This window comes from Quyinboa mangrovi (genome assembly GCF_042219825.1).
Taxonomy (GTDB): domain Bacteria; phylum Bacteroidota; class Bacteroidia; order Bacteroidales; family UBA5342; genus JBHJHP01.
Genome location: NZ_JBHJHQ010000003.1, coordinates 557,251 through 577,873, shown reverse-complemented (window position 1 = coordinate 577,873; position 20,623 = coordinate 557,251). Strand labels below are relative to the sequence as shown.

The following is a 20,623-nucleotide window of genomic DNA, read 5'->3' as shown; positions in this document are numbered from 1 at the left end:
AAAACGGAGTAGCATTACATCCTTTATAAGAGGTAAGTAAGTATCAAATTACAGGGTCGTTTGTAACATGGATTTAAAAAATGCAATATTCTTATCAGAAATGGGAATGATGTTTGTTTTTGTTCCGTTATTTTTGAAGTGCAAAAAGACTATTATGAGTGAAAACGTACCTTTAACAGAACTGGAACGGAGGATGGAATCGTTCCGTCGTATTATGAGCCGTAACTATCCTGACTGGCAAACAGCAGTAATATTCAGTAAAATAAACCTGTTATACTTTACAGGATCAATGCCTGAAGGTATGTTGATTATTGAACGTGAAAACGGAGCTACGCTCTGGGCAAGACGTAGTTATGACCGTACGGTTCAGGAGTCGGAATTTCGCAACATAAAGCCCATGAACAGCTACCGCGATGCCGCGCAAACGTACCAACAACTTTCGGAAGAAGTTTATCTGGAGACAGAGTATGTACCGTTGGCCATGTTTCAAAGGTTTCAAAAGCATTTTTTGTTTAAAACCTTTAAGTCCCTTGATTTCCAGATAGCGATGACCCGTGCAGTAAAAAGTGACTGGGAACTGGCTTATATGGAAAAGGCCGGAGCTATTCATCAACGTGTCTCGGAAGAACTTGTACCCGGATTGTTACGTGAGGGCATGACTGAAGCCGATCTGGCCGGTGAATTATACCAGGTTATGGTGCGTGAAGGGCATCAGGGAACTGCCCGTTTTGCCATGCACGATACGGAAATTATTGTGGCTCAGCTCGGATTTGGTGACAATTCGTTATATCCAACTAATTTTGACGGACCCGGAGGAAACCGCGGTTTAAGTGCTGCTGTTCCGGGCCTTGGTAGCCGTACCCGTAAGTTAAAGAAGGGCGACCTGGTTTTTGTGGATATGGGAATGGGAGTGAATGGCTATCATTCCGATAAAACCATGACCTATATGTTCGGGAAATCATTGCCGGATGAAGTTATTGCTGATCATCAACTGTGCGTGGATATTCAGAACCGGGTTGCTGAGATGCTGAAACCGGGGAATACCCCGGAACAGATTTATGAAAGCATCATGGAAAGTTTAAGCCCTGAATTTCAACGAAATTTTATGGGTTATGGAAACCGGCAGGTTAAGTTTCTGGGGCACGGTATTGGGCTAACAGTGGATGAATTACCGGTACTGGCCAAAGGATTTAAAGACCCGCTAAAAGAAAACATGGTGTTTGCAGTGGAGCCTAAAAAGGGCATCGAAGGAATTGGAATGGTGGGAATTGAAAACACATTTGTTGTTACACCGGTTGGTGGACGTTGTATTACGGGAACGAATCCGGGACTTATACTGGTTGAATAACACCTGCGGATTAATGTATATCTGAGGGCGATAATTTTCAATATCTGTTAAACTTACTTCTTTGACTTTTGTGCTGTCAAAATATTAGACAGTTAGATTGCCATGTTTCATTTTGGACCCCAATTCCTTTTATATTATCCTTTTTTTAGATTTAAAATCAGAACGCATATTTTTTATTTCCACTAATGTGTCAAAAACTGATACATGAACGTGTAAAATATATTGACACATCGCAATCACTGATAATGTGTAATATTTTGTTAGTTAGTTAATTATGTAATAACGGCACAGGTTTTGGTTCAGGGTACATAAAAATTCTTCTTATGGGAATGGACAGACAAATAAAGAAGCAAAGCTGGTTACGGAAAAACTATATTCTTGTGATTGTAGGAACGGCTTTCCTTGTTTTTATACTGGCAACCACGGTATTTGGTGATCACCGGTCCACTTTTAAAGTGGATATGGATAAGCTATCGGTTGGAGAGGTTGTCAGGGATACCTTTCAGGACTACATCAGCATTACCGGTGTGGCTGAACCGATACGAACGGTAAGCCTTCATCCTTTGGTAGGTGGACAGGTAAAGGAAAAACTGCATGAAGAAGGTGATGAAGTAAAGGCCGGGGATATAATCCTGACCATGACAAATCCGGAACTGGAGCAGTCCATCATTGATATGCGTTCGGAACTGGATCAGGAGCGCATTAATGTGCAACAAAGCAAGATAAATGAGGAAAAGAACAGGGCTGGTTTTAAAAGCCAGATTTTGGAAATTGAGTTTTCTGTCAACAATGAGCGACGCAATTACGAAGAAAAGAAGTATGAATACGAACAGGGGATGATCCCTCAAAATGCGTTTTTAATGGCCAAGGAATCCTATGAGTTTACCCTTAAAAAACGTGACATTCAGATTGAAAATCTGCACAGGGACTCCTTGTTGAGCGTACTGAACATAAAACGAATGGAAAATAACCTGGAAAGAAACGAGGCAAAATTCCGGATTGAACAAAGAAAACTCGATGATCTGAATGTTAAAGCTCCGGTAGCCGGCAGACTTAGTTCTCTTATAAATGTTGAGATTGGAGGACAGCTTGGGAAAAACTCAGGCATCGGATATATCAGGGACCTCTCGGAGCTAAAGATACTAGCCAATATTGATCAGTATTATACGGGAAGGGTATCACGGCATTTACAGGCAACCTGTACCATAGAAAATAAGTATTATGATCTTTACGTGGATAAGGTTTCATTTGAGGTCAACGGTGGACGGTTCGAAACCGAATTACTTTTTACAGACCACATGCCGGATTTGATCCGTGTGGGTCAGACCTATCACATAAAACTCAGACTTGGAGACTCCCAGGTTGGCATTTTAATACCGCGTGGAGGCTTTTTTCAGAGCACAGGAGGCCGGTGGATATATGTAATAGATAAGTCGAATTCCTTCGCAGAAAAACGGGTGATTCGTTTGGGGAGCAAAAACGATGATTATTATGAAGTTCTTGAGGGACTTGAGCCGGGAGAGAAAGTCATAGTTTCAGGTTATGATACGTTTGGAGATGCCGAAAAACTTGTTTTTAAATAGTCGGTGATGAAAATGAAATTTTATATAAGTATTGCCATTATCATGTGTTGTGTGATTTCTGTTTCAGCACAGGAAAAGGAGGAGACAGTGCTATCGCTGGATCAGGTGATAGAATTGGCGCAGAAGCAGTCCCTGGATGCTTTTATTCAGGAAAACATGTACCTTTCAAGCTGGTGGGAGTATAAAGCATTTAAAGCGCAACAGAGGCCTTGGCTCGAACTGAATTCAAATCCTTTATCGTATAAAAACTCTATTGAAGCCATCACCGATAATACCGGATCATATCTTAAACGCTCCGAAAAGCTTCAATCTGATGGTAGGTTATCATTGACTCAGAATATCATGACGACCGGAGGTGATATTTATATCAATTCCAGGTTGAGTCGTCTCGAAGATTATGCCAATAATGAAATAGGATATGGATATACCCCTTTTTCGGTTGGAATATCACAACCATTGTTTCAGTTTAATACGTTTAAATGGCAAAAAAAGATTGAACCGCTGAAATTTGAGATCGCAAAAAAGGAATATATTAAATCGGCTGAAGACATCGCCATGAAGGCCATCACGGTTTTTTTTAATTTTCTGGATGCGCAGATGTCATATAAAATTGCGGAGTTGAATAAACAGTCAGCCGATACCCTTTACTTTAAAAGCATGGGCCTGTTTGAGCGAGGAGCCATTGCCAGCATGGACCTAAAAAGGCTGGAGCTGAATAAACTCAATACGGAAAATGAATTTGAACGGTCAAAACTGCAACTTGAGAGATATAAGTTTGATCTGAAATCTTATTTAAGGATCTCTGAAAATATGGATCTGAGGCTTTTGGTACCGGATAGCGTTCCTGATCTGAATATAAATCCCGATGCAGCTTTAGCTAAAGCCACAGAGAACAATCCGGATGTTCTGGACTTCAAAAGGCGGTTGATAGAAGCCAACAGGGAAATAGCCCGGGCAAAGGGAACCAATGGCATTCAGTCTAACCTGAATGTTAATTTTGGCTGGAGTAAATCAGGGCAGAATCTCAACGAGGTGAATCATGATTTTGATTCTGACAGAGGAGTAGAATTAAGTCTGTATATCCCGATAGTGGATTGGGGCATGAGCCGTGGACGGAGAGAAATAGCAGAATCCAATAAAAAAGTTACTGCTGCCAGGGTTGAAATAGAGCAGATAAATTTTGAACATGATGTTCTGATGAGTGCCATGGAGTTTAATATGCAGGAAGCACTCCTGGTTAACGCGAGAAAAGCCAATGCCATTTCAGAAAAGACCTACAAGACCGTGGAGGAACGTTTTTTGTCAGGGAAAGTTAATTTGGAAACGCTTTACGCAGCACGTAACGAAAGAGACAATGCCTTAAGGAGTGTATACAACAGGATAAGGCAGTACTGGAGTTATTATTACTATATGCGCAGCATAACCTTATTTGATTTTCAGCAGAAACAAAGCCTTTCCAATGATTTTGACAATAGATTTGGCTTGCAATAGAGAATTTTAATTTGTCCTACGGTTATCGTTTACCTTCATCCCGAATTGGCTTAATAAGCTAATTGCTGTTAAATAAGTGGATTGAATGCATAAAAATTCCCAACTTTGTGCATTCATTTAAATTTCCAGAAATGCGTGCCGGCCATCTTATTCAGATTTTCAGCGTTTTCATGTTTTCATGTTTGATAACCTCATGCCATTTTAAAGGTAAAAACGAAGCACAGAATTATCCGCTTCAAAAAACGGATTCATGTGTACAACATCCGGCTCACAGCTATGAAATATTTATTCCTGAGCACAAAAATCCGGATCAGAAATTGCCATTACTGGTAGCTGTTGATGCACATGGATCGGGTCAAACTGCGGTAAAGCATTTGAAAGAAGCTGTTACAAGTTTTCCTGCTGTTTTGGTGGCATCCAACCTTATACAGAATAGCGATCCAAACTTTATTAAGGAACTTGATGAACTAATTGCTGATGTAAAAAAGCGCTATCCTGTAAATGATCAGGTTTATCTAACAGGATTCTCAGGAGGCGCACGAATGGTGCTTGGATATGCCATGAACCATCCGGTGAATGGTGTTTTGGCTTGTGGTGCATTCTCCGGAACTGATCAGCTTTCAGCTATTAAATGTCCGGTTATGGGGCTGCTGGGAATGACCGATTTTAATTTTCTGGAAACAGTTCAGTACATTTTTGACCCGGCAAAATTGCCTGACAATGCACACGTTGAGTTGATCAACGGATCGCATGAATGGCCTGATAGTAGTAAGTTAACCAATAGCTGGGGTTGGTTCTGGTTACAGGATCAAAACATTGATGAAGCCACAAAGGTTAAGTTATATGTGGATGAACAAAAAGCACGCATTGATTCATTAACGGATGTAGGGCAGTATTTGCAGGCAGCCTGTATAAGCCGGAATATGGGATCTGTTGAAGCATTTGAAAAAATATTTTCCTTTCGTGAGAAGATACGGGAAATAACTTACTCCAAAGATTACAGCAATCAATTGAGTCAGCTTTCTGATGTATTGCGTTTCGAAGTAGGAAAGCGTCAGGAATATAGTCAGGCTTTGTTGGAAAAGGATTCGACATGGTGGAAAAAAGAGATTGATGATTTAAACAATCATGTGGATCTTGAACCGGATAAAATGAAACGAATGGCTTACGCACGCTTGAAAAGCTTTCTGGGCATTGCGTGTTATTCCTATGCCAGCCGTTTTGTTGTACAAAAGAATATTGCGAACCTTGAACAGATTTTAATGGTGTATCGGTTGGCTGAACCAAACAATGCAGATCTGAAACGTTTCAATAAATTTCTCACAGAGTTAAGAGGGCAATAATCAAATTGTCATAGAAAGGAAGTTAATATCCTTCCTGTTATACATCTACGTACCCAAATAATACTCAAATATTGCTTAGTTTTGCTGCCATGGAAGGGATTGAGTCCCGAATATGTAATCAAACATGTTGTTTGCTAAATGAACCAGGTAGATCCAAAATGTTTTGCCGTGCTTTACTTATGAACATATAATTCATAAATTTTGAACACCATGAAACGACAAAACATTTTACTCAGCATTTTGCTCTTCAAACTAATTTTTTTTTCCGCTAAACTGTTGGCAGAAAACCCGGAAGGACGGTTTCACATCAACGAAGGCGATTGGTTCGAAATGCAGGTTGATCTTCCGCTGAACTATTCGGATAAAAGCGGGTCACCTCTCAACTTTTTTAAAGAAGCAGGAAAAACAGAGTTATCCGTATTACTGCATTACCAATTACAGAAGCAGCGTTCAAACGGCAACCAGATTTACAACGTATCCATTCAAAGAATTCAAAGCAAAGTATATGCTTCCAGTTTTAACACCTGGTTGGGCTACGATTCTTACTATCCTCCTTACCGGGATAATGTTAAGTCGGTAAAACCATTCATTCAGTCAGAACTGGAGGTAACTCCCGACGGAAATATTATCCGCTTTGATTCAATTTCCGGATATGCTCCTACATTTAAACTTACGGAAATCAGTCCCAAAGTTAAAAACAAGATTGGAATCTCATTTAACTTTAAGCTTCCAACCCAGTTGATCGAATTGGTTTCAGGCTTCACTACATTTTTACCTCCAAAATCAGGCCCTAAATCAATGACAATACTTAACAGTGAGCAAAAAATTGAAACCAATGACTTTCGCGAAACAGAATTCTATAGCATATATAAAGTAACATCAAACGATACCGTTACTACAGAAGTCAAATATTTAAAAAAAGAAGGGATTCTTATTTCGGATCAGATAGGCAGATTGGTAAATGCATCGTTCCCAATCCCAGCCAACAGCATCATCAAAGGGAAACTTGCGGATCTGGCTAACCGGAAAATAACAATTAGCCTTGAAGGAGACAGAGATGAGGCATATTTCAAAAAAAGGCATTTTGACACCGGTGAAGATGGCTCTTTTAGTTGCCCTGTATTTTTAAACGAACCGCTTTATTTGAAGATAGACATTGGAAGCAAAACGATAAGTTCCTTCTTCGTGCCCGGCGACACCCTGGAAATTCTGGATATACCATCAAAGGTGGAAAGGGTTTCAATCAGAGGTACGCTTTACGACCAGCCCACAGAACCTGGCCATTTGTTTGATGCAATCAACTTTAGGGGCAAAGCGGCTTATAATGCTAAATTATCGGTGGAAATGGATGAGTGGATGACATACATGCCCCTGCCTAAAAATGTCCGGGCTTATTCAACCTACCATGAAACGATCATAAAAAACATTAGATACCTTCTAAACCTGTACAGTAAAAGAGCGACCAAAGAATGTGTCGATTATTTCAGGTCAAAGTGGAATTATTATCTGGCTGCAGATAAATTATATTTTAGGGAAGAAAACGAAACGATACTCTATGAAGATATGTTTTCATCCCATAAAGCTTCAGAGAAAGAAGTTTTTGACTTTCCCGCCGGTTTCTTTTTAGAAGTAGATACATTGCCCACTTTGATGTATCCCTATAAATGGTGTAAGTACTACCAAAGCTTCCTTCACTACGCATTTGATTTTAAAAAACAACGCCTGGAAATGTCGGTTGGAGGACAAAACAATGACTTTTATGGGAACTACTATTTTGCCAGGGCATCCCTAAAAGGTTACCCGCTTTATACTGCCCTTTATAAAGCTTTTGATAAGGAATTAAGAGGTGGCTTTGCAGCAGCGTCAGGAATTGAACCTTTTTACCAGGATTTTATCAATAACTGCAAAGACCCTTCGCTGACCGAGCCTCTGGAACAAGTACATAAAACAGTTTCGGAACTGGCTCCGGGCAAAGCATTCCCGGTACAATCATTCATACTGAAAGACAGTACTGTCTTTAACCTTGCACAATACAAAGGAAAACCCGTTTGTTTGGTTATTATGCGCTCTGAGAAAAGAATGATCAGTTACTATAAAAAAGAAATGGATAAGTTTATGCCTGACGAGGTGGAATTCATATTTGTTTCACTTCCAAATACATATTCAGATAAAAGTCCTGCTGCTGACTCCATAATGACTATGCCCAACGTGAAGGTTATAGACGTGATGGAGCAGGATTTAGGAAGCAAACTTTTAAAAACAAATCAGGATAAAATATTTGTACTTGATAAATGGCTACGAATTGTGGATGACAATGTAAAAAGTCCGCTAAACTATATTGGAAACAAGGCTTTGGAAGAAGCCATACGAAAGGCCATTGACGCCAAACGATACACAAAGGCAGAAAAGGCCTCATTTTATAAAACCGCAGGGTGGAGCTTAGGCTCCATCCTTTTCACACTTTTCATCGGTTTCTTGGTGTACCGGATGCGCATACGCAAAATACGGCGTCAGGAAGCCCTGAAACGACAAATTAAGGAGTTGGAAATTAAGGCTATTCGCTCGCAAATGAACCCGCATTTTGTTTTCAATGCGCTCAATTCCATCCAATCACTCGTAAACAGTTCCCAATATAAAGAAACCAACATTTACCTGGCTAAATTTTCGGTATTGATGCGTAGTGTCCTCAATAACTCGGAACGTAGCATGGTAAGCCTGTCCGAAGAGCTGGAAGCCGTGAAACTGTATTGTGAACTGGAACAATTGCGCTTCGAATTTGAGCTGAGCATTGAGGTCTCATCCGATATCAACAGTGACCTGATTGAAATACCAGGGATGATCATCCAGCCCCTGGCCGAAAACGCGGTTGTGCATGGGTTATCGTCACTCGGTGGAGAGGGAAAGCTTAGCATTAAAGTAGATCGGTGTAAGGACAAAATTTGCGTTTATGTAACAGACAACGGAACCGGCCTGTCGCAACAAAAGGAGGACAAACTGAGCCAAAAAGGCTTTGGATTGAAACTTGTACAGGAACGCCTGGCTATTTTAAACCACAAAAACAAACAGGCCCGACTGACGGTGGAAAATAACCGTGAAAAAGCCGGAACAACAGCTACTCTAATAATACCGGTTGATTAAATTTAAAGACATACAAATGAACATTAAAAGCATTATAGTTGACGATGAACCAAAAAGCAGGAGAAACCTGCGCGACCTGCTTACTGAATATTGCAAACAGGTAGAAATTATTGGCGAAGCAGCATCGGCTCCCGAAGCGTTGAAATTGCTGCAACAAACACAGCCTGATTTATTGTTCCTCGACATTGAAATGCCGGGCGGCTCGGGTTTCGACCTGCTAAAATCACTTAATGACCAGTTTTTCGAAGTGATTTTTGTTACAGCATTCGACAAATACGGCATTCAGGCTGTAAAGTTTTGTGCCATCGACTACATACTTAAGCCCATTGATATATTTGAACTTTCGAAGGCAGTTGAAAAGGCTTCAACTCAGATTAACCGAAAAAAGGAAAACCAGCGCCTGGCAGAACTTGTAGCCAACATCGACCGCGCTGACGAAGAAAAACGTCTGGCCCTTCCCTTATCCGAGAAAATTGAATTTGTTGTGATCAAACACATTATCCGCATGGAGGCCGATGGCAATTATACGCGTATTTTTATTGAAGGCAACAAAGAATATATGGTATGCAAAACGCTGAAAGAATACCATGAAATACTTGAGGCCTACGGCTTTTTGCGAACCCACCAGTCTCACCTTATCAACTGCCAAAAGATATCAGCCTACGTAAAATCAGATGGAGGCTATATTTTAATGGAAGGTGGGGATAATGTTCCCATCTCGCGCCAAAAAAGAGAAGAAGTGCTGAAAAGAATACTTTAAAATACCAAACACCACTTTGAGAATATACATAAGAATTTGAAGCTTAAATTGTAATAAAATAAGCGGTTCGTATAAACAGAACAAGCATAATACTTGTTATTGCAATTGTTTTTTCAAAATAAGTCATAACGATATTTATCAGCTTTTTGATGACAAATTTGACTAATTTTGTGATTTTTAAGGATCAAATAATTAGTTTGACAATCTCAGAATTGAAATGCTGCACAGAAGTCCCGTAACTTTCGCACGAATTAATTATGTATAATTTCAATATATTATCATGAAACACATATTCTATTTGCTGGCAGTTTCGCTCTTGGTATTTACAGCGTCCTGTACAGGTACTAAATCAACAAAAAATGATGAAATGAAGGATAATCCTTTACTCAGTTCGAGTGACCTTCCGTATGGTGCACCGGATTTTACAAAGATTAAAAATGAAGACTTTCAGCCCGCCATTGAACAGGGAATGAAAGAACAGATGGAGGAGATTAATGCAATCGCCAACAGTAAAGAAGAGCCAACATTTGATAATACATTTGTAGCTCTTGAAAAAAGCGGACAAACACTGCATCGTGCGTATGGTGTTTTTAGTTTGTTGGCAGGAGCCAATACCAATCCGGATATACAGCGCATTGAAGAGGAGGAGGCACCTAAGCTGGCAGCCCATTCGGATGCAATATTTTTGAATGATAAACTTTTTCAGCGGGTTAAAAAAATCTATAATGAACGCGAAAGTCTTAATCTGGACCCTGAATCAAAAAGGCTTGTAGAATACTACTATCAGAGGTTTGAACTGGCGGGAGCTAATCTTTCAGATGAGCAAAAGGCAGAACTTAAAAAACTGAATGGCGAGGAGGCAACATTAAGCGCGAAGTTCAGCAATAAATTAATCGCCGCAGCGAAAGCAGGTGCATTGGTTGTGGATGATAAAGCTCAGTTGGCTGGATTATCAGATGCTGAACTGGAGGCTGCAGCAAATCGTGCCAAGGATGCCGGAAAAGACGGAAAATATTTAATTCCGCTTCAGAATACAACGCAGCAACCGGATCTGCAATACTTAAAAAACCGTGATACCAGACATAAGTTATTTGAAGCCTCGTGGAACCGGGCAGAAAAGAACGATAGCAATGACACAAGAGCTATCATCATACGTCTGGCTGAAATTCGGGCTCAACAGGCAAAAATACTTGGATTTAAAAATTATGCTGAATGGGCCCTTAAAGATCAAATGGCAAAAACACCGGAAGCTGTCAACAAGTTGCTGAACAGATTAACACCCGATGCCATGGCAAAGGCCAAGGTAGAAGCGGCAGACATACAGGCTTTGATCGACAAGCAGAAAGGTGGATTTAAACTGGAACCATGGGACTGGAATTTCTATTCGGAACAGGTTCGCAAAGAAAAATACGATCTTGATGAAAGCCAGATAAAGCCCTATTTTGAGTTGAATAATGTTCTGGAGAACGGTGTATTCTATGCGGCGACTCAATTGTACGGAATTACATTTAAAGAACGTAAAGATATTCCTGTTTACCAGGATGATGTTCGCACGTTTGAATTGTTTAACGAAGATGGTTCATCCATTGGACTGTTCTACTGCGATTATTACAAACGCGACAATAAATCAGGCGGTGCATGGATGGGAAACATTACAGAGCAGTCTAAGTTGTTGGGCGACAAACCGGTGATTTACAACGTATGTAACTTCACCAAACCGGCTCCGGGTCAGCCGGCACTAATCAGCTACGATGATGTAACCACGATGTTCCATGAGTTTGGGCATGCCCTGCACGGATTTTTTGCTGACGAAGAATATCCAAGTATTTCAGGAACCAACGTTTCCCGTGATTTTGTAGAACTTCCATCACAGTTTAATGAGCACTGGGCATTATATCCGAGCGTGTTTGCTCATTATGCCAAACATTATAAAACCGGTGAACCGATGCCGGAATCGCTCGTTAATAAGATTAAAAAATCTGTAACATTTAACCAGGGCTATGCCTTTACCGAGTTACTGGAGGCATCAAAACTGGATATGGCCTGGCACACGATCAGTGCAGGACAAAAAATTGAAGATGCCGATGCATTTGAATTGAACGCCTTAAAGGAAGCAGGTGCTTATATGAAAGAAGTACCACCACGTTACCGTTCAAGCTACTTTCTGCACATTTGGGGGAATGGCTATTCGGCAGGTTATTATGCCTATACCTGGGCTGCCATGCTGGATAATGATGCCTTTGAATGGTTCAAGGAAAACGGTGGATTGACCCGTGAAAACGGACAACGTTTCCGTGATATGATCCTGTCACGTGGCAACTCAGAGGACCTTGAAAAGATGTATAAGGATTTCAGAGGGAAAGATCCGGAAATTGAGCCTTTGTTAAAATCAAGGGGTTTATTATAAAACTTTAATCAGTTTAGTCAGGGTCTCACTTCAGGTGAGGCCCTGACTTTTTTCTGTCTAAGATTTTTTCATCCGCCTGCTAAAACTTTCACGATAATTTTTACCAATTGGAAGGGTTTTATTATCCAGTTTTACCTGATGATTTTCAAATGATTTTATTTTTCTGACAGGAACGATATATGACTTATGGATTCGTATAAATTCTTGTTCAGGCAGCTTTGCCAAAAATTCTTTCAGGCTGGTATAAACGATTAATTTGGTATTATTCACCATCACGTTAATATAATTTCCCAATCCTTCAATGTATTCTATTTCACGTATTTTTACCTGATAAATTTCCTTGCCGCTTTTTATTTGAATGATATCTTCCGGAACATTGGATCGTTGCATCGTAGATGATTGATTACGATCTGATACGTTTAATTTCTCTTTTGCTTTCAGGACAGATTTTAAAAAACGGTCAAATTCAAAAGGTTTCAGCAAATAATCTATGGCGTCCAGTTCATAACTTTCAACAGCATATTCTGAATAAGCGGTTGTGAAAATTACCATTGGGCTGTTCTTTAATACTTTCAATAATTCAGTCCCGGTAATATCCGGCATGTTAATATCCAGAAAAACAAGGTCACAGTCATTTTCAGACAAAAAACTGATGGCTTCCAGCGGATTTCTGAATTTATTAACTAATTGAAGGAAGTCTATTTTACCAGCATAGTTTTCAATTATGTCCAGCGCCCTCGGTTCATCGTCAACTGCGATACAAATCATTACAGACTTTTTATTTTTAGTTTAACACTGTACGTTTGCTTATCAAATTCTATAATTAAATCATAATTATCCCGATATATTAAATCCAGCCTTTTTTTAACGTTGATCAATCCAATCTTCTTTTTAGCTTCTCCTTTTTTTGAGGTATGATTTGTATTTTCTACGGTAAAGTTCAGCACATCGTTTACTATACTAATGAGGATATTTATTTTGGAGGATTTTTTATAGTCAATCCCGTGCTTGAACGCATTTTCAACAAAATTGATCAGCAAAAAAGGAGGGATGTTAAACCGCTGGGTATCACCTTTTATTTTGAACGATACTTCAATATTATCGTCTTCCATAAAGCGTAATTTCTGAAGTTCGATATAACTTTTGAGATATTCAATTTCTTCGGTAAGTTTAACGATCGACTTATCAGATTTGTCCAGCATAAACCGCATTAAAGTTGAAAGTTTTGCCAGGCCCGAAGCCGTTTCGGAATCATTATTTTTTAAAGCGACAGAAAACAAGTTATTAAGCGAATTGAATAAAAAATGCGGACTTATTTGTGACTTAAGATAGTTAAGTTCCAATTTCAGGTTTTCTTCAGCAAGTTTTCGTTTTACAATTTCATTGTTAATCCAGTCTTTTATTATGGCGTATAAAATGGATAGCACCATGAAAGATAAATTGATAAGAGATGTGACAATTATTTCTCCGGTTTGAGGCACAACACGTATGTCCGGCAAGATTTGTTTTGCAAATAAAAAGTCAAAGGCATTTTCGAGGACACTAAGTATTATCAGGCTAACAGAAATTAGTGAAACATATCCAATAAGCGAAAGTTTACCCGATTTGAATTTTGGAAATAAATAAAGCAGGTTCAAATAGAATAAAACCATATTTATGACAGTTCCCAAAATGATGGGAACATCCATCAAATTACCATTCAGATAATGAAAAGTCAGCGCATTAAAATGGATAAATAAAAATGTAGCTCCTATCCAGCATAAGGAATGCACTGTTAGTTCAACGTATTTGATGCTACTATTTTTCATGCTGGTTTTAAAGGTAAATAATAGCTGTGATTAATAAGAATTATTTATTCAAAATATAAGTCATTCTATGTGAACGGTCAAATATTCAATATAACACGCATATATGTTTGTAAATGCAGTTCAAACAGGACCCGGTATCATTGGAATAAATAATTTGTTTAAAGCTGCAAAGAATCGTTGATTTGAACTCAATTTAAAGTCAAAAATGAATAACCATGAATCGAACAAAAATCTTTTTTTCTTTGCTGACACTCATTTTTGTTGGGTATATGAATAACCTTTATGCCCAAGAAAACCTGCAGCAACAAACAGATGAATACATAAATGCCTATGTAAAAATGAATCTTTTTAATGGTTCTGTTCTAATTGCAAAGGGGAGTGAAATCTTAGCCAGTAACGCTTATGGATTGGCCAGTTACGAATTCTGCATTCCCAACGTTGCAGAAACAAAATTCAGAATAGGCTCATTAACCAAGGGATTTACAGCTGTGGCAATTATGAAGCTATCAGAAGATCATAAATTGTCGTTGGATGATAAACTCAGCAGGTTTATCCCGGATTATCCACGTGGTGATGAAATTACCGTAAAAAATCTTCTGACGCATACTTCGGGGATCCCAAATCATACTGAGTTTTCGGATTATAATCGGGACAGAAGGGTTTATCATTATGATGTGACGGAAACAATAAGCACAGTTAAAAATAAGAAACTGGATTTTAACCCGGGTGAAAAATCGGCTTACAGCAATTCAAATTATATTTTGCTGGGCTATATCATTGAGAAGGTGAGCAATATGTCGTACGAAAAATATATTAATGAAAATATTTTTCAACCGCTGAAAATGTTTAACTCGGGTTTTGAACATCCGGATAATATCATTAAAAATTTTTCCGGCGGGTATATTTTGCAAAATAATGAATTACACAAATCGCATTACCGGGATATGTCAAATGCCCAGGCATCAGGTGCTTTGTATTCTACTGTAGGCGATTTGTACCTTTGGGACAGAGCATTGTATTCCGATAAAATAATTGGTGAAAAATCGCGGTATTTATTGTTCAACGAATATAAGAACAACTTTACATATGGCTGGGGGATTGTAAATGTTTACAAGCACAAAATGATAGCATTGGCAGGAGAAACAGATGGTTTCAGGGCAAATATCAGCCGTTTTCCTGATGATGATTTATGTATTATTGTCCTTTCCAATTTTGAACATACGCCTTTAAACCGGATTAACAGAGAATTGATTGCCATGGTTTTTGGTGAAAAATATGCAATTCCGGAGATTCAAAAAACGATTGCTTTACCCCATGAAATTATGCAGTCTTACGAAGGAGCTTATGAAGTTAGTCCGGGATTCAACTTTAATATCATAGTTGAAGATAAGCGCTGTTTTTGTCAGCCAACCGGGCAGTCAAAACTGGAATTATTCGCCATAGCAGAGAATGAATTTTTTATTCCGGAAGCTGATGCTATCATCCATTTTACAAAGAAGGATTCTTCAAAAACTGAAAAATTAATTCTCAAACAAGGAGGCGGCGAAGTTGCCGCATTTAAAATAAACTAAAACTGTTGAAGACAATAAATATCTGAGTCTCTAAATGTGCATTATCAGGGATTTTATTAACACATATCTTTAGTGATACAAAATATATTCAGCCACATCCGGTAGTTGCTAAAATGCAAAACCTGATGTGGCTGTTACTAAAAAAATATGGCCTCTTTTATAGGGTATTCAAAATTTTGGTTCGGATGCAATTTGTTCTATCGGCTTAGCCTTATTCATATCGAAGTGCTTCGATCCCGATACGCTTCGCTATCGAGGATTTCGTCACTCATACCTGAGTGCCTCAACAGGATTTCTTGTAGCTGCTCTCCAGCTCTGCACCCCTAAATCCCCTAAAGGGGACTTTAACGTTAATTTTTTATTGTTGCTTTTATTCATATCTCAAACTTTCAATAGGATTTTTAGTTGCAGCCTTCCAGGATTGAAACGAAACTGTCAGTAACGCTATGCCCAAAGCCAGCAAACCTGCCAGGGCAAATATCCACCAGCTTAGGTTCGTTTTGTAAGCAAAGTTATCCAACCATTTATTCATGGTATACCATGCTATTGGCGTAGCAAGAATAAAAGCAATTGCTACCCATTTGATAAAATTTTTGTTAAGCATGACCATCACTTCTGAGATTTTAGCACCATTTACTTTGCGAATGCCAATTTCTTTGATCCGCCGCTGGGAAGAAAAAATAACCAGACCTAAAATCCCGGAACAGGATATTACAATTGCAATGATGGCAAAAATGCCAATGGATTTTGCAAGTTGTTCTTCCTGTATATATTGCTTTTGGAACCAATCATCATAAAATTCATATGTTAAAGGATACTGGGGTAGCAAACTTTTCCATTCGCTTTTTATATATTCCATAGCTGGATTTATGGACCCTCCTCCCAACTGAACACTCAAATTGGTTGGTCTGGTGTCGGTAAAAACGATGCAAAGAGGTGCAATCGCTTCATGTAACGAGCTAAAATTAAAATCATTTACAACAGCTATAATTTTAAATCCTTCCGGCCTCCAATTGTTAAATTTCTTATTATCCAGATCATTCCATTCAAAATATTCGTAGGCCGATTTGTTTATCATACAAACATTGCCATAATCGCCAGGCATTAAATCCCTTCCTTTTATAATTTTTAAGTCAAAAGTTTTTAAGAAAGATGTATCTGCTCTAATATAAGAAACAGCCATATTCTTATCGGGTTTATCAGCGATGTTTGGAGATGCATGAGAGCCAACATCCCCCGGGGTACCTTCAGAGGCTGTAATACTATTTATATAAGGGGAAGACTTTAATCGGTCAAAAAATACAAGTGCTTTTGAATAATCCTGAGAATTTATGTTTGGCAAGGTAATGTTTAAAAGCTGATCTGATTTAAATCCCGGGTCTTTATGTTTTACATAATCGATTTGTCTTGTAATCACAGAGATACAAATTATCAATACAATAGAAGCAGCAAATTGAAAAATGGCAAGGGCCTGTTTAACGTGACTGTCCCCTTTTAATGGCAACATATTGGAATTAATCGACGGGGTATTCTTCAAATATTTCACCATCATAAAGCACCCGATACCACTTAGTAAACCCAAAATAAAGAATGCTGAAATAATGATCAAACCTGTTGGGAAGGACCAGAGTATCCTCAAACTGAAATCTCCGTTAAAAAGCATGTAATACAAAGGGCTCATCAGGAATAATATAAATACACCAATTGCCAGTGCAATAGAAGTCAATAATAGTGATTCAGCAATAAATTGGAATTTCAAGTTTTTTAGGGTTGCACCAAGTATTTTCCTGACAGATATTTGCCGAAATTGCATCGAATATCGGGAAACCGTCAGATTCATATAATTTATTAATGAAAGCACCAGTATAATCAGGGCTATGCCTGATAATAGTTTTATCACAGCCAGATTTCCTTTTTTTGTTGCACTCCCTTTGCCGGTAGTGTGGTCTCTGAGGTAGATATCTTTTAATGGTAGCAAAGTTAGCGATTCAACATAACGTTTATATATATCGTTATTCTGAAGCTTTTGTGCAAAAGCTGCGACATCTGTATTTCTACTTAGTTGAACGTAAATGGTAAATGGCCATCGATACGAACTTTGGTCTTCTAAACTTCTTGCTCCAAATGCAAATTTGAATTTACTATTTTGGGCATTTACAAGCAGATCGGCGTAGATACTTGAATTTTCAGGGAAGTCGTATAAAATACCTGATATGGTGACAGGTTCATTTTTTGCATTAATTATGATCTCTTTGCCCATTGGATCTTCATTTCCAAAAATCCTTTCAGCAGTACTTTCTGTTATGACTGCTGAATTGATATTTTTAAAAGCATGTTTTGGGTCACCTTCTTTAAAGACGAAGGAAAACGTTTTAAAAAAATTATTGTCAACCGACATGATATCATTCAGGTAAAATCCCTGATCATTCACCCTGACCGGTAATTGCATATCCAGTCTCTGACTGATACAGGCGTCCTCTACTTCTGCAAAATTTGAAGACAAAATATCTTTTACCCGGTAATCTATCCTGCTTGAGTTTTTATCATCCACCAATCTGTATATATTATTATAATTTTGGTGAAACCTGTCATAGGAAAACTCATTCAATACATAAATAGTCAAAGCAAGGCATACAGAAATACCAAATCCGAAGCCTATGATATTTATCAAAGAAATCAATTTGTTTTTCATTAAACTTCTGTATGCCGTTCTAATATTATGTAATGCCATGATGTAAATTTTAATATGTCTCTGGTTTTATTACTCAATTTCATTATTCCTCATAAGAAGGAATTATTTAAGCTCTAATTATTCATATCGCAATGCTTCGACCGGATTTTTAGTTGCAGCCTTCCAGGATTGAAACGAAACTGTCAGTAACGCTATGCCCAAAGCCAGCAAACCTGCCAGGGCAAATATCCACCAGCTTAGGTTCGTTTTGTAAGCAAAGTTCTCCAGCCATTTATTCATGGTATACCAGGCGATAGGGGCGGCAATAACAAAGGCTATGACTACCCATTTTACAAAGTCTTTATTGAGCATGGTCATCACTTCTGAAATTTTGGCCCCGTTTACTTTACGTATACCTATTTCTTTGATTTTTAATAAAGAAGAGAAATAGGATACACCCAGCAAACCAAGAACAGCTATCAAAATTGAAAGCAGGGTGAGCAAATTAATAATATTACTAAACCTTACCTCGTCGCGATAGACCGATTTAATACGCTGGTCAAAGAATTCGTATTCGAAGATGGTTTCGGGGAGGTATTTTTTTGTCATTTTTTTCATCAATTCAACCGTTTCAGAAGGGTTACCGGTAAATCGTATAATTGCATGCGAGATTTTATCAGGGGCGTAGTGTGCCACAAAAGGCGTTATTGACATTTGCATTGATTTGTTGTGAAAGTCATTAACCACACCACAAATCTTATAATTTTTGCCTCCAAGTTTAATTGTTTCTTTCAGTGGATCTGTTATACAACGTTGGTCAATAAGAGTTTGGTTTACAATGCATTGGTTTGAGGCATTTTCTTTAAAATCATGACCCTCAATGAAGGATATTTCCAACGTTTTGAAAAAATCATTATCAACATTGATAAACTCTGTTGTTTTTATTTGCTGGTTACCTATACTATCGGTAAATACTTCACCATATATTGTACTAAATTCAGACAGAGGAAGAGAGTTTGTCGCTGCCACATTTTTGATGTTTGAGTGCCTTAATATCTCGGATTTAAAAAGCTTGTAAGCATGAATATCGCCGGGTGCAATATTCATTGAAATGAGAGATTCTTTGTTGAAGCCAATATCGCTTTCACGCATAAAGGTAAGTTGTTTTTGAATAAACATTGAAGCCGAAATCAAGGCAATAAATGCTATTAACTGGAAGGTTAACAGTGAATTAAAAACAATTTTTCCGGTCCTTCCTTTACTGTATTTATTTTGTAGAATTTCAATTGATTTAATTTTTCCACTAATGAATTGATTAATAAATGTTGACAGTAAAATGACAGATAATAAGCATAGTATTACCGCGGGAATGATTTTATTTGAATCCAAACTGGCATTAAAAGCCACATCATTGCCGACGAAATTGAGAAAGTAGGGCTGTGTAAGTTTAAACAATCCGAGTGTAATGATACCGGCTATAAAAGAGTAGATTAAAGCAGAAGTTGAGTTTTTAAGCAATAAATGGAATCTTTTAGCACCAGAAATTTTTTCAATTCCCCAGTAACGCAGCTGCCGTGTTTTTTCAATCGTTGATAAAAGAACATAATTGATAATTGAAATCAGGAGGATTAATATACCCAATGTTGTAAAGATTCGAAGACGTTTGTTGACGTGTAATTTGCTAAGCACCGTTAATAGAATCTTTGGTGTACGTTTTAGCTTGGCAAGTCCGGCATATTCCTGTGATAACTTATTGGCAAACGCTGAAGGTTCAGTTCCGGGAAGGAGTTCTACATAGTTTTTACATTGGTAGTTCCAGTCCGATTTATAATTGTTTTTTCTCTGTGTTTGCATAAAGTGCGGCAGGCTTCCGATCCAATGCAAGCAAACATTAGAATTGCTTGGCGGATTTTCAATGACTCCGGAAATTGTATACTCAATTGGTTGGTCATTTACAATAAGAGAAACAGGGGTACCAATAATGTCGATCCTGCCAAAATATTTCTTTGCAATGTCTCTCGATATTATTAACGGATTTGGAAAATTAAAGCTCTCCCCTGCATTTCCCGCGATAAAATCGAAGCGGAAGAAGTTGAAAAAATCCTGTTCAACAAATCCAATTTCCGAATAGTCTGACTTGATAAGATTGTCTTCCTGTTTTATATATAAAGGTGTTTTTTTGATATCGAAGCTTGTGCTCTTAACTACTTCAGGATAATGATCAGCAAGAGAGTTGAATAGTACATAGGGTAAAGGAGATTGAAAATAGGCTTCGCCAAACTGGTCTCTGCTTTCCAGACTAAACTTGTTTTCGGCAGAATCCTGAAAATGATCGAAACTTGTTTCATGCAGCACATAGTAACCTGTTACCATAAAAACCCAAAGTCCAATTGTCAGCCCTGCTATTTTAAGAACTGAAATATATTTGTTCTTCATCAGGTTGCGAAGTTCTCTGATAAAATATTGTTTAATCATTTTATATCATATTTTAGCTGTGTGATCT

Annotated in this window: 12 protein-coding genes; 8 read left to right on the top strand and 4 right to left on the bottom strand. The window is 38.2% G+C overall.

Annotated features, from left to right (window positions below):
* Positions 1–154 precede the first annotated feature (154 nt).
* The 7 genes from ACE1ET_RS08325 (at position 155) to dcp (ending at position 12,070) form a co-directional block, all read left to right on the top strand.
* Positions 155–1,348 carry a M24 family metallopeptidase gene (locus tag ACE1ET_RS08325; protein WP_375727923.1) on the top strand — a complete coding sequence of 398 codons (1,194 nt, stop codon included), beginning with the start codon at positions 155–157 and terminating at the stop codon, positions 1,346–1,348.
* Between the two features lie 329 nt (positions 1,349–1,677).
* Entirely contained in the window at positions 1,678–2,931 is a 1,254-nt protein-coding gene (locus tag ACE1ET_RS08320) for an efflux RND transporter periplasmic adaptor subunit (RefSeq protein ID WP_375727922.1), read from the top strand.
* 6 nt (positions 2,932–2,937) lie between these two features.
* Entirely contained in the window at positions 2,938–4,422 is a 1,485-nt protein-coding gene (locus tag ACE1ET_RS08315; RefSeq protein ID WP_375727921.1) for a TolC family protein, read from the top strand.
* Between the two features lie 131 nt (positions 4,423–4,553).
* Positions 4,554–5,765, top strand: coding sequence for a hypothetical protein (locus tag ACE1ET_RS08310; protein WP_375727920.1), 1,212 nt, complete (start codon positions 4,554–4,556; stop codon positions 5,763–5,765).
* A gap of 210 nt (positions 5,766–5,975) precedes the next feature.
* On the top strand, positions 5,976–8,903 hold the full coding sequence (locus ACE1ET_RS08305) for a sensor histidine kinase (protein WP_375727919.1): 2,928 nt from the start codon (positions 5,976–5,978) through the stop codon (positions 8,901–8,903).
* Between the two features lie 16 nt (positions 8,904–8,919).
* Positions 8,920–9,663 (top strand): LytR/AlgR family response regulator transcription factor, encoded by a 744-nt coding sequence (locus ACE1ET_RS08300; protein WP_375727918.1) that lies wholly within the window; start codon positions 8,920–8,922, stop codon positions 9,661–9,663.
* 280 nt (positions 9,664–9,943) lie between these two features.
* On the top strand, positions 9,944–12,070 hold the full coding sequence (gene dcp / locus ACE1ET_RS08295; RefSeq protein WP_375727917.1) for a peptidyl-dipeptidase Dcp: 2,127 nt from the start codon (positions 9,944–9,946) through the stop codon (positions 12,068–12,070).
* 57 nt (positions 12,071–12,127) lie between these two features.
* Here dcp and ACE1ET_RS08290 read toward each other — a convergent pair whose 3' ends face one another.
* Both ACE1ET_RS08290 and ACE1ET_RS08285 read right to left on the bottom strand, forming a co-directional pair.
* Positions 12,128–12,838 carry a LytR/AlgR family response regulator transcription factor gene (locus tag ACE1ET_RS08290; protein WP_375727916.1) on the bottom strand — a complete coding sequence of 237 codons (711 nt, stop codon included), beginning with the start codon at positions 12,836–12,838 and terminating at the stop codon, positions 12,128–12,130.
* On the bottom strand, positions 12,838–13,878 hold the full coding sequence (locus tag ACE1ET_RS08285; RefSeq protein WP_375727915.1) for a sensor histidine kinase: 1,041 nt from the start codon (positions 13,876–13,878) through the stop codon (positions 12,838–12,840). Before ACE1ET_RS08285 ends, ACE1ET_RS08290 begins: the two co-directional genes overlap by 1 nt.
* Positions 13,879–14,093: 215 nt before the next feature.
* Here ACE1ET_RS08285 and ACE1ET_RS08280 point away from each other — a divergent pair, with 215 nt between their 5' ends.
* Positions 14,094–15,449, top strand: coding sequence for a serine hydrolase (locus tag ACE1ET_RS08280; protein ID WP_375727914.1), 1,356 nt, complete (start codon positions 14,094–14,096; stop codon positions 15,447–15,449).
* A 370-nt stretch (positions 15,450–15,819) separates the two neighbouring features.
* Here the strand turns inward: ACE1ET_RS08280 and ACE1ET_RS08275 are convergent, their stop codons facing one another.
* Both ACE1ET_RS08275 and ACE1ET_RS08270 read right to left on the bottom strand, forming a co-directional pair.
* Positions 15,820–18,141 (bottom strand): ABC transporter permease, encoded by a 2,322-nt coding sequence (locus tag ACE1ET_RS08275; RefSeq protein WP_375727913.1) that lies wholly within the window; start codon positions 18,139–18,141, stop codon positions 15,820–15,822.
* 117 nt (positions 18,142–18,258) lie between these two features.
* Positions 18,259–20,595: an ABC transporter permease gene (locus tag ACE1ET_RS08270; protein WP_375727912.1), complete on the bottom strand. Its 2,337-nt coding sequence runs from the start codon at positions 20,593–20,595 to the stop codon at positions 18,259–18,261.
* Positions 20,596–20,623: the final 28 nt, after the last annotated feature.

What these genes read in the sequence shown, in the direction of transcription:
- ACE1ET_RS08320 (WP_375727922.1), top strand. Translation starts at nt 1,678, where the DNA reads ATGGACAGACAAATAAAGAAGCAAAGCTGGTTACGGAAAAACTATATT.
- ACE1ET_RS08280 (WP_375727914.1), top strand. Translation starts at nt 14,094, where the DNA reads ATGAATCGAACAAAAATCTTTTTTTCTTTGCTGACACTCATTTTTGTT.
- ACE1ET_RS08285 (WP_375727915.1), bottom strand. Translation starts at nt 13,878, where the DNA reads ATGAAAAATAGTAGCATCAAATACGTTGAACTAACAGTGCATTCCTTA.
- ACE1ET_RS08315 (WP_375727921.1), top strand. Translation starts at nt 2,938, where the DNA reads ATGAAAATGAAATTTTATATAAGTATTGCCATTATCATGTGTTGTGTG.
- ACE1ET_RS08305 (WP_375727919.1), top strand. Translation starts at nt 5,976, where the DNA reads ATGAAACGACAAAACATTTTACTCAGCATTTTGCTCTTCAAACTAATT.
- ACE1ET_RS08300 (WP_375727918.1), top strand. Translation starts at nt 8,920, where the DNA reads ATGAACATTAAAAGCATTATAGTTGACGATGAACCAAAAAGCAGGAGA.
- dcp (WP_375727917.1), top strand. Translation starts at nt 9,944, where the DNA reads ATGAAACACATATTCTATTTGCTGGCAGTTTCGCTCTTGGTATTTACA.
- ACE1ET_RS08270 (WP_375727912.1), bottom strand. Translation starts at nt 20,595, where the DNA reads ATGATTAAACAATATTTTATCAGAGAACTTCGCAACCTGATGAAGAAC.
- ACE1ET_RS08325 (WP_375727923.1), top strand. Translation starts at nt 155, where the DNA reads ATGAGTGAAAACGTACCTTTAACAGAACTGGAACGGAGGATGGAATCG.
- ACE1ET_RS08310 (WP_375727920.1), top strand. Translation starts at nt 4,554, where the DNA reads ATGCGTGCCGGCCATCTTATTCAGATTTTCAGCGTTTTCATGTTTTCA.
- ACE1ET_RS08275 (WP_375727913.1), bottom strand. Translation starts at nt 18,141, where the DNA reads ATGAAAAACAAATTGATTTCTTTGATAAATATCATAGGCTTCGGATTT.
- ACE1ET_RS08290 (WP_375727916.1), bottom strand. Translation starts at nt 12,838, where the DNA reads ATGATTTGTATCGCAGTTGACGATGAACCGAGGGCGCTGGACATAATT.